The organism is Thioclava sp. UBA3469 (genome assembly GCF_002378135.1).
Classification (GTDB): domain Bacteria; phylum Pseudomonadota; class Alphaproteobacteria; order Rhodobacterales; family Rhodobacteraceae; genus Thioclava; species Thioclava sediminum.
Map to the genome: position 1 here is coordinate 1 of NZ_DFRG01000129.1, position 10,625 is coordinate 10,625.

9 protein-coding genes and 1 pseudogene are annotated in these 10,625 nt (G+C 62.8%); 6 read left to right on the top strand and 4 right to left on the bottom strand.

Features of this window, described 5'->3' with window-relative positions:
- Positions 1–356: family 1 glycosylhydrolase (locus B3D39_RS10320; RefSeq protein WP_286789662.1), on the bottom strand; the 356-nt coding region annotated here is incomplete at its 3' end.
- Between the two features lie 46 nt (positions 357–402).
- Positions 403–1,434 carry a LacI family DNA-binding transcriptional regulator gene (locus tag B3D39_RS10325; protein WP_274963182.1) on the bottom strand — a complete coding sequence of 344 codons (1,032 nt, stop codon included), beginning with the start codon at positions 1,432–1,434 and terminating at the stop codon, positions 403–405.
- Positions 1,435–1,690: 256 nt separating this feature from the next.
- Here B3D39_RS10325 and B3D39_RS10330 point away from each other — a divergent pair, with 256 nt between their 5' ends.
- The 6 genes from B3D39_RS10330 to B3D39_RS10355 all read left to right on the top strand — a co-directional run bounded on the left by B3D39_RS10330 (position 1,691) and on the right by B3D39_RS10355 (position 9,627).
- The gene (locus tag B3D39_RS10330; protein ID WP_078520615.1) at positions 1,691–3,055 is read left to right on the top strand and encodes an ABC transporter substrate-binding protein; all 1,365 of its coding nucleotides are present in this window, start codon (positions 1,691–1,693) and stop codon (positions 3,053–3,055) included.
- A 73-nt stretch (positions 3,056–3,128) separates the two neighbouring features.
- Complete coding sequence (locus tag B3D39_RS10335; RefSeq protein WP_078520616.1) at positions 3,129–4,106, top strand: carbohydrate ABC transporter permease; 978 nt, start codon at positions 3,129–3,131, stop codon at positions 4,104–4,106.
- Complete coding sequence (locus B3D39_RS10340; protein ID WP_078601472.1) at positions 4,106–5,263, top strand: carbohydrate ABC transporter permease; 1,158 nt, start codon at positions 4,106–4,108, stop codon at positions 5,261–5,263. Before B3D39_RS10335 ends, B3D39_RS10340 begins: the two co-directional genes overlap by 1 nt.
- Positions 5,263–6,903 (top strand): alpha-glucosidase, encoded by a 1,641-nt coding sequence (locus B3D39_RS10345; RefSeq protein WP_274963181.1) that lies wholly within the window; start codon positions 5,263–5,265, stop codon positions 6,901–6,903. The genes B3D39_RS10340 and B3D39_RS10345 overlap by 1 nt, the downstream gene beginning before the upstream one ends.
- 10 nt (positions 6,904–6,913) lie before the next feature.
- The gene (locus B3D39_RS10350; RefSeq protein WP_274963180.1) at positions 6,914–7,999 is read left to right on the top strand and encodes an ABC transporter ATP-binding protein; all 1,086 of its coding nucleotides are present in this window, start codon (positions 6,914–6,916) and stop codon (positions 7,997–7,999) included.
- Between the two features lie 71 nt (positions 8,000–8,070).
- Positions 8,071–9,627: a trimethylamine methyltransferase family protein gene (locus B3D39_RS10355; RefSeq protein WP_274963179.1), complete on the top strand. Its 1,557-nt coding sequence runs from the start codon at positions 8,071–8,073 to the stop codon at positions 9,625–9,627.
- Positions 9,628–9,631: 4 nt separating this feature from the next.
- Here B3D39_RS10355 and B3D39_RS10360 read toward each other — a convergent pair whose 3' ends face one another.
- Positions 9,632–9,907, bottom strand: a complete 276-nt coding sequence (locus B3D39_RS10360) for a putative quinol monooxygenase (protein WP_078520621.1) — start codon at positions 9,905–9,907, stop codon at positions 9,632–9,634.
- 52 nt (positions 9,908–9,959) lie between these two features.
- Positions 9,960–10,625, bottom strand: a pseudogene (locus tag B3D39_RS10365) (GMP synthase (glutamine-hydrolyzing)); the annotation flags it as partial.

The window sequence follows — 10,625 nt, forward strand, 5'->3', positions numbered from 1 at the left end:
GTGAGCGCGGGTTTCAGCCCGCGCTCCAGCATTCCATCGACCAGCCGGTCGTAGAAATCCAGACCCTCGCGGTTTACCGGGCCACGCCCCTCCGGCATCACCCGCGCCCAGGAGGTCGAGAAGCGGTAGATGTCGAAGCCTGCATTGGCGATCAGGTCGAGGTCCTCTTCCCAGCGGTGATAGTGATCGCAGGCGATCGCACCGTTCTCGGCGCGCACGACATTGCCCGGCGTGGCAGCGAAAGTGTCCCAATGGGTCGGGCCCGCACCGCCGAAGGAATGACCCTCGATCTGATAAGAGGAGGTGGCGACGCCGAATTGGAAATCGGCAGGAAAATCAGAGCGTTTCGGGAGCATCTTCATCCTGTATATACAATTGGTTTCAACTCGGGCGCAGCGCGCCTCATTGGGTGGGGACCGGACCGGTGGACTGGCCGACGACCAGAACCGCCTCCATCAATTCATGGCGCGGGCTGCGGTCGCCGCTCTCGATCTGCTCGATCAGGAGCGCCGCGCAACGTCGTCCCGCCTCGCGCACGGAGGAGCGCGTCGCGGTGAAGATCGGCTCTTCCGCCGTGCCGTTTCTCAAGTAACCCAGCTCGTCGTCATGGGTCACGATCGAGACATCGCGCCCCATCACCAACCCGGCCTCTTCGATGCCGCGCCGCGCGCCCATCGCGGAGAGCAGCGAAGCGGTCAGGAAGGCGGTGGGCGGGTTGGGCCATTGCAGCATCTCGCGTGCCGCATCATGGCCCTGCGCCTCGGTCATCTCGCCCTCGACGATCAGGGCCGGGTCGATGGCCATATCACGCGCCTTGAGCGCCGCCTCATAGCCGCGCCGGCGCCTGCGGGCGAAATCCATCTCACCGATGCCGTTGATCAGCGCGATCCGGCGATGCCCCAGATCGAGCAGGAAATTCGTCGCCCGCTCGAAGGCGCGCTTGTTGTTCACATCGACCCAGCTGAAGGCGGAATCCGATCCGCTGACCCGCCCGTGCAGAACGTAGGGCATCCCAAGCGTGTCGAGCATGGCGATGCGGTGATCCTCGACCTTAGGTGCGTGAATCAGCACGCCGTCCACATTCCCTTTCGAGCGCAGCTCGGCATAGGCGCGGGCCTCGGAATCGTCGGGCACGATGGTCATGACCATATCGTAACCCGCACGCGCATAGACTTCACCGGCACCCGCGATGAAATCCGCGAAAACCGGATTCACGATCTCGTGGCGGTCCGAGATCGGAATGATGTGGCCGATGGCCATCGCACGGCCCGTCGCGAGGCGCTTGGCCTGCGTGTTGGGATGATAATTGGCGGCCTCTGCCGCTTCGCGCACCCGACGCCGCGTGGCCTCGGAGACTTCCGGGTAGCCGTTGAGCGCGCGACTCACAGTGGTGGGCGACAGCCCCAATTCGAGTGCCAATGTCTTGAGATTCATGAGCCAAACCGCTTTGGATTATCGCGAGGGTAGGGTGCGCGTCTATCGACGTCAATGATGCGCGTGCGGCGCGGCATATGCTGCGATGCGGCATAAACTTCTGGGTAAGTCATGAGGATATAAAGCGGAATTGATTTTAGCGTGAGCAGGCACAATTGACTTCTTCGCGAGGCTCTGAAACGGTCGGAGCTGTCCAAAGCGCTTTGGGCGGGCGAGTCGCCTTGGGCCAAAAAGCGCGACACACCGGGAGGATTTCATGACCAAACATCTGATGCTTGGGATCGCGGCGCTCGCGCTGTCGGCGGGGCTCGCTCACGCGCAGGATCTCAAATTCGCGCCGGGCAGCGATGCCGACAAGTTTGACTGGGCGAGCTACGATCAATTCAAGAACGACACCGATCTGAGCGGCGAGACGCTCACGATCACCGGCCCGTGGACGGGCAACGACAAGGCGCTTTTTGAGAGCGTTCTGGCCTATTTCTCGGCCGCGACCGGCGCCAAGGTGAACTACTCCGGTTCGGAAAGCTTCGAGCAGGATATCGTGATCGCCGCGAAGGCTGGCACGCCGCCGAACATCGCGGTCTTCCCGCAGCCGGGCCTCGCCTCCGACATGGCCAAACAGGGCTACCTGACGGCGATGCCCGATGGCACGGGTGACTGGATCAAGAACAACTACGCCGCCGGGAAGTCCTGGGAGGATCTGTCCACCTACAAGGGCAAGGACGGCGAGAACCATACCTTCACCTTCCCCTTCAAGGCGGACCTGAAATCGCTCGTCTGGTATGTGCCGGAGAACTTCAAGGAAGCGGGCTACAAGGTTCCCGAGACGATGGAGGACCTCAAGGCGCTGACCGAGCAGATCAAGGCCGATGGCGGCACGCCGTGGTGCATCGGTCTGGGCTCCGGGGCAGCGACCGGCTGGCCCGCGACCGACTGGGTCGAGGATTTCATGCTGCGCACGCAGTCGCCCGAGACCTATGACGACTGGGTCACCAACAAGCTGAAGTTCAACGATCCCAAGGTCGTCGAGGCGATCAAGGATTACGGCTGGTTTGCCAAGACCCCCGGCTTCGCCGAAGGCGGCGAGCAGGCGGTGGCCACCACCGACTTCCGCGACAGCCCGAAAGGTCTCTTCGACTTCCCGCCGAAATGCTACATGCACAAGCAGGCGAGCTTCATCCCGACCTTCTTCCCCGACGGGACCAAGGTGGGGCAGGACGTGAACTTCTTCTACTTCCCGTCCTATGCAAGCAAGGATCTGGGCAAGCCGGTTCTCGGTGCCGGCACGATGTTCGGCATCACCAAGGACTCCAAGGCCGCCGAAGCCTTCGTGAAGTTCCTCGAGACGCCGATCGCCTCGGAAATCTGGATGGCGCAATCGGGCTTCCTGACTCCGAACAAGAACGTCAACCCGGCGGCCTTCGCCAATGACGTGCAGCGTCACATGAACTCGATCCTGCTGGACGCCACGACCTTCCGCTTCGACGGGTCGGACCAGATGCCGGGCGAGATCGGCACGGATGCGTTCTGGAAGGCGATGGTCGCCTACACCACCGGCGACGAGACCGCGCAAGAGGCCGCAGACGCGGTTCAGAAGCGCTGGGACAGCATCCAGAAGTAAGTAACGCCTGCGCCCCCGGAGCCGTTCTCCGGGGGCGTTCGCATCTTTTCACGCCGGTTCGGGGAGGGGCCAGATGTCACCGATCTTGCAGGGTCTGATTACGATCGCGCTTGGGGTGGGCGGCTGTGTCGCCTATTTCTACGCCGCGAATATCGTCCTCGACAAAGTCATCTTCCCGCCGAGCGGCAAAGACCCGGGGCGCAACATCAACCGCGCGAACATGGTCCGCCCCTGGCTGTTCCTGTTCCCGGCGATTTTCGCGCTTGGCCTCTATCTGGCCTACCCGGTGGTCGGCTCGTTCTGGCGCTCGCTGTTCAACCGCGACGGCGGCACGTTCGTCGGCCTTGGCAATTACGAACGGCTCGCGATGGATCCGAGCTTCCGTCAGGCCGTGTTCAACAACTTCCTCTGGGTGCTGGTGGTGCCCGCGCTCGCGACCTTCCTCGGTCTGCTGGCAGCGCAGCTCACCGACCGCATCAAATGGGGGAATATCGCGAAATCGCTGATCTTCATGCCGATGGCGATCTCCTTCGTGGGCGCCTCGCTGATCTGGAAATTCGTCTATGCCGTGAACCCCGATATCGGGATGATCAACGCGATCCGCGTGGCCTTCCACATGCAGCCGCTCGACCCGCTTCAGGTGCCGTTCTGGAACAACTTCTTCCTGATGGTGATCCTGATCTGGATCCAGACCGGCTTCGCGATGGTGATCCTCTCGGCCGCGCTGCGCGGCATCCCCGAGGAGACGATCGAGGCCGCGGTGCTCGACGGGGCCAACCCGTTCCAGCTGTTCTTCAAGATCAAGGTGCCGCAGATCATGCCGACGATCGTCGTGGTCTGGACCACGATCACGATCCTCGTGCTGAAGGTCTTCGACATCGTCTACGCAACGACCGGCGGGAATTTCGGCACGCAGATCCTGCCCAGCTACATGATGCAATACATGTTCCGCGATGACGGGCGCGCGACGGCGGTGGCCTTCGTCATCATGATCATCGTGCTGCCGGTGATGATCTGGAACATCATTCAAGCCCGTAGGGAGACGCGCTGATGGCCGCTATCGCAGGACAGAAATCGCGCCTGACTTGGGCGGTGCAACTCTCGGTCGTCTTCATGGTAGTGCTGTGGCTGGTGCCGACGGTGGGGCTTCTGGTCAGTTCCTTCCGCACGACCGACCAGATCAGCCAGTCGGGCTGGTGGGACGCGGCCTTCTCGGTGGAGAAAGCTTTCCGCGACCGCATCCCGGCCGACGGCGAGAAACAGGTCGACGGGCTCTACGTGCTCGAGGGCGATCTGCTCAATAACGGGCAGAACGCGAATGACCTGAAATCCGGCACGACGATCACCGCCTTCGGCACCTCGGGCATCAAGCCGGGCGCCTACAAGGCGGGCGAGACGGTCGATACCGGCGATGGCGGCACGCTGAGCGTCGCCGAGGACGGCACCTACAAGGCGACGTCGAAGACGAGCTTCGACGGTTCGGGCCCGCGGGTCTATTTCGTGGCCGAGATGCCTCCCGCCTTCACGCTGGCCAATTACCGCAACGTGCTGTTCTCCGACGGCATGGGGCAGGCCTTCATGAACACGCTGACGGTGACGATCCCGGCGACGATCATCCCGATCCTCGTGGCGGCCTTCGCGGCCTATGCGCTGGCCTGGATGGAGTTTCCGGGCCGGGGCCTCTTGATCGCGGCGGTCGTGGGCCTTCTGGTCGTGCCGCTGCAATTGGCGCTGGTGCCGCTCCTGCGGCTCCATCAGGAGATCGGCATCGGACAGAGCTTCCTCGGGATATGGCTGGCCCATACCGGGTTCGGCCTGCCGCTCGCGATCTACCTGTTGCGCAACTACATGGTCGGTCTTCCGCGCGACATCATTGAGAGCGCGAAGGTCGATGGGGCGACCGATTTCCAGATCTTCATGAAAATCGTGCTGCCTTTGTCATTCCCGGCGCTTGCTTCTTTTGCAATCTTCCAATTCCTCTGGGTCTGGAATGACCTACTTGTCGCGAAGGTCTTCCTTCCGGCGAACGACGCCTCGAAGGTGATGACTGTGAAGATCGCCGACGACCTTCTGGGGTCGCGCGGCGGCGACTGGGGCATTCTGGCGTCCGCCGCCTTCATCTCCATCGCCGTGCCGCTTCTGGTGTTCTTCGCTATGCAGAAATATCTCGTCCGCGGTCTGCTGGCGGGTTCGGTTAAAGGTGGTTGATGAAAACCCTTACAAAGAAAGAAGACTGGTGGCGCGGGGCCGTGATCTACCAGATCTATCCGCGCAGCTTTCAGGACAGCAATGGCGATGGCATCGGCGACCTTCTCGGGATCGTGAGGCGCCTGCCGCATGTCGCGAGCCTCGGGGCGGATGCGGTCTGGATCTCCCCCTTCTTCACCTCGCCGATGAAGGATTTCGGCTATGACGTCAGCGATTACACCGACGTCGATCCGATGTTCGGCAGCCTCGCCGATTTCGATCAGGTGATCGCGACCGCCCATGCGCTGGGTCTGAAGGTGATGATCGATCTGGTGCTGAGCCATACTTCCGATCAGCACCCGTGGTTCCAGGAAAGCCGGTCCAGCCGAGACAACCCGAAAGCCGACTGGTATGTCTGGGCCGATCCCAAGCCCGACGGCACGCCGCCCAATAACTGGCTGTCGATCTTCGGCGGCCCGGGCTGGCATTGGGACAGCCGGCGCGAGCAGTATTACATGCACAACTTCCTCGTGGAGCAGCCCGATCTGAACTTCCACAACCCGGAAGTGACCCAGGAATTGCTCAATGTCGCGCAGTTCTGGCTGGAGCGCGGCGTCGATGGCTTCCGCCTCGATACGATCAACTTCTACATGCATGACGACGAGCTGCGCGATAACCCGCCGCTGCCGCCGGAAGAGCGGAACGACCAGACCGCGCCCAAGGTGAACCCCTACAATCACCAGCGCCACATCTACGACAAGAACAACCCCGAGAACCTGCGCTTCCTGCGCAAGCTGCGGACCTTGATGAATAATTACAACGCCGCCGCCGTGGGCGAGGTGGGCGACAGCCAGCGTGGGCTGGAGATTCTCGGCGAATACACCTCAGGCGCGGACAAGATGCAGATGTCCTACGCGTTCGAGCTGCTCTCCGGGCATGAACCGCTCAAGGCGAGCTATTTCAAATCCGTCTTCGACAAGGTCGATGCGGTCGCCAAGGACGGCTGGGTCTGCTGGGCCTATTCGAACCACGACGTGGAACGCCATATCACGCGCTGGCAGCTGACGCCGGCCTCGGCGCGCCTCTATACTTCGCTGATGATGTGCCTGCGCGGCTCGCTCTGCCTCTATCAGGGCGAGGAGCTGGGTCTGCCCGAGGCGGAGCTGTCCTACGAAGACCTGCAGGACCCTTACGGCAAGGAATTCTGGCCGGAATTCAAAGGCCGCGATGGCTGCCGCACGCCGATGGTCTGGGAACGCGATGCTGCGTATGCGGGCTTCTCGCAGGCGCGCCCGTGGCTGCCTGTGCCCACCACGCACCAGAACATCGCCACCGATGTGGCCGAGCACGATCCGGCTTCGCTGCTGCACCATTACCGCCGCGCGATTGGCTTCCGTCGCAATCACGACGTGCTCCGGACCGGCGCGATGGAGGACATGTACTGTTCCGGCGATCTGCTGGTCTTCACGCGCAGGAACGAGGAGGAGACGATCCTGTGCTATTTCAACCTGTCCGATCATCCGGTGAACGCCACCGTTCCGCCGGGCAACTGGGTGACGGTCGGGGGCGAGCTGGGCTCGATCCGACCGATGCCAGATCACACTTTGCATCTCGGCCCATGGCAGCCGAGCATTCTGCGCCTCGACGAACACGAGGCCTGAGGGGGAGACTATGGCCGAACTCAAACTGGAAAACGTCGCGAAGAGCTATGGCGAGGTGTCGGTTCTCGAGAACATCAACCTCGACATCAAAGCAGGTGAGTTGATCGTCTTCGTGGGGCCCTCGGGCTGCGGGAAATCGACGCTTCTGCGGATGATCGCGGGGCTCGAGAAGATCACGGGCGGCACGCTCGAGATCGACGGGGTGCGGATGAATGACGTGCCGCCCTCGAACCGCGGCATCGCGATGGTCTTCCAGTCCTACGCGCTCTATCCGCATATGACAGTGCGCGACAACATGGCCTTCGCCCTGAAGATCGCGAAACAGTCGAAGGAAGAGATCAACGCCGCCGTCGAGAAGGCGGCGGATATGCTGCAACTGACCGACTATCTCGATCGTTTGCCCAAGGCGCTCTCGGGTGGTCAGCGGCAGCGGGTCGCCATCGGGCGCGCCATCGTGCGCGACCCGAAGGTCTATCTCTTCGACGAACCGCTCTCGAACCTCGATGCGGCCTTGCGCGTCGCTACCCGGATCGAGATCGCACAACTGAAAGAGGCGATGCCCGATCGCACGATGATCTACGTCACCCACGATCAGGTCGAGGCGATGACGCTCGCGACCCGGATCGTCGTGCTGGCGAATAAGGGGATCGCGCAGGTCGGCACACCGCTGGAGCTTTATGAGCAGCCGCGCAACGAGTTCGTCGCGCAGTTCATCGGCTCTCCCGCAATGAACCTGCTGTCGGGCGAGATCACCGAGACGGGCGAGATGACCACGGTGAAACTCGATGGCGGCGGCATCGCACGCTCCACCATCTCGACGCGTCCCGAGGACCTGTCGCGGCGCGTGAAAATCGGGGTGCGCCCCGAGGATTTCGTGCCCACCGAGGACGCGGCGATCTACACCGGTCGCGTCGATATCGTCGAAGCTCTGGGCGAAGTGACGCTTCTGTATTTCGAGGCCGAAGGCGGTCACGACCCGATCATTGCGAAACTGCCCGGCATCCATCACGACCGTCGCTATACCGAGATTTCTCTCGGCGCCGATCCGTCCAAGGTGCATATCTTCGCGGACGGTCAGTCGCTTCTCTACCGCTGACGGACGCAAACAGGCCATCGCGTATCCCTCTGCCCGTTAGTTTGAGGCGAGATAAACGGGCGGAGGCAATCATGGCCGATTCGGAACTGGGTGAACGTGTAGGGCGTCGCGCGCGCGGTGGTGGCGGGGCAGCCCGTCGGGCCGAACGCACGGCCGTGAAGGTGGAGTTCTCGCGCTTCATCACGCGCAACATTCCCGACATGGAAATCCTGAACGAGGAAGCCCTCGAGATCATCGAGCATAACGCGGAAACCGTGCTCGAAGAGATCGGCGTCAACTTCGTCGAGAACCCCGAAGCGCTGGAACGCTGGCGCGAGGCGGGAGCCTCGATCGAAGGCGAGCGCGTGCGCATCCCGCGCGGCCTTGCCCGCAAGCTTTGCGCGACCGCGCCGTCGCAATTCACCCAGCACGCCCGCAACCCCGAGCGCAATGTCGAGATCGGCGGGCGCAACCTCGTCATCGCCCCGGTCTACGGCCCTCCCTTCGTGCGTGACAGCCAGGGTGGCCGCCGCTACGCGACGATCGAGGATTTCCGGAACTTCGTGAAACTCGGCTACATGTCGAAATGGGTCCACCATTCGGGCGGCACCGTCTGCGAGCCGACCGACGTGGCGGTGAACAAGCGCCATTTCGACATGCTCCACGCGCATATGACGCTGAGCGACAAGCCCTATATGGGCTCGGTCACCGAACCCTCGCGCGCCGCCGACAGCGTCGAGATGTCGAAGATCCTCTTCGGTGACGAGTTCGTCGACAACAACACGGTGATGACCTCGCTCATCAACATCAACTCGCCGCTGACCTTCGACTCCACGATGATGGGGGCGCTTGAGGTCTATGCGAAGGCCAATCAGGCTTGCATCATCTCGCCCTTCATCGTCGGTGGCGCGATGGCGCCGGTCTCGGTCGCGGGCACGCTGACGCAGGTGCTGGCCGAAGTGCTGGCAGGCGTGGCTTATTCCCAGCTGCTCCGTCCCGGTGCGCCGGTGATCTTCGGGGCGTTTGTCACCTCGATCGACATGAACTCGGGCGCGCCCACTTTCGGCACGCCCGAAGCCTCGCTGATTACGCTGGGCGCAGGTCAACTCGCGCGGCGTCTGAACCTGCCGTATCGCTCGGCGGGCGGCTTCACCGGGTCGAAACTGCCCGATGCGCAGGCCGCTTACGAGACCGCGAATACGCTCAATAACGGGCTCTATGCGGGTGTGAACTTCATGCTGCATGGCTGCGGCTGGCTGGAGGGCGGTCTGGTCTCGTCCTACGAGAAATTCGTGATGGATGCCGATCAGCTGGGCATCCTGCACAGCCTCGCAAAAGGCGTCGATATCTCGGAGAACGGTCAGGCGATGGATGCGATCCGCGAAGTGGGGCCCGGCGGTCACTATCTCGGCTGCGCCCATACGCAGGCGAACTTCAAGGATGCGTTCTGGCGCACGAAACTGCTCGATTACCGTCCCTTCGAGACCTGGGAAGAGCAGGGCGCGCCCGACACGATGGCGCTGGCGACGAAGCGGGTGGAGAAGATGCTCAGCGAGTATCAGCAGCCCGCGATGGACCCGAGCGTCGCCGAGGCGCTGGCGGCTTACGTCGCGCGCAAGAAGGCCGAAGTGCCCGACGCCTTCCTGTAACCGCTCAGTCTTCCTCGATCTGATAGTCCCGCGCGATCCCCTGGGTCGCGCGGCCCCATTCCGAGGCCTTCGTCCGCGCCTGATGCGCCTCGAACGCGGCCCGGTCGGTGAAGCGTTCCGTGACGGTGAAGACCAGCGGATCGGCTCCTTGCCTGACTTCGAACATCTCGCATCCCGGCTCGGCATGGGTCAGCGCGATATGCTCGGGCAGGTGAACGCGGACAATTCCCACCTCGGCGGCATCGGCGCAGATCAGGCGCCCGGTCAGTTTGACGGCCATCTTTGTCTCCCCAAAAGAAAAGGCCCGCGCCTTTCGGACGCGGGCCTGAAACTCATTCCCATTCGATCGTGCCGGGGGGCTTCGAGGTGATGTCGTAGGTCACCCGGTTGATGCCCTTCACCTCGTTGATGATCCGCGTCGCGGTCTCGCCGAGGAACTCGTGGCTGAACGGGTAGTAATCCGCCGTCATGCCGTCGACCGAGGTCACCGCGCGCAAGGCGCAGGCGTAATCATAGGTCCGCCCGTCGCCCATCACGCCAACTGTGCGCACCGGCAGGATCGCGACGAAGGCCTGCCAGATCTCGTCATAAAGCCCGTGCTTGCGGATCTGGTCGATATAGACCGCGTCGGCCTTGCGCAGGATCTCCAGCTTGTCGCGGGTGATCTCGCCGGGGCAGCGGATCGCGAGGCCGGGGCCGGGGAAGGGGTGGCGGCCAATGAACGACGCCGGCAGACCCAGCTCGTGACCGAGCGCGCGGACCTCGTCCTTGAACAGCTCGCGCAGCGGCTCGACCAGCTTGAGGCCCATCTTCTCGGGGAGACCGCCCACATTGTGGTGCGACTTGATGGTAACCGAGGGACCGCCCGAGAAGCTCACCGATTCAATGACATCGGGATAAAGCGTGCCCTGCGCGAGGAAGCTCGCATCCTCGATCTCACCCGCATATTTCTGGAACACGTCGATGAAGAGCTTGCCGATGATCTTGCGCTTGGTCTC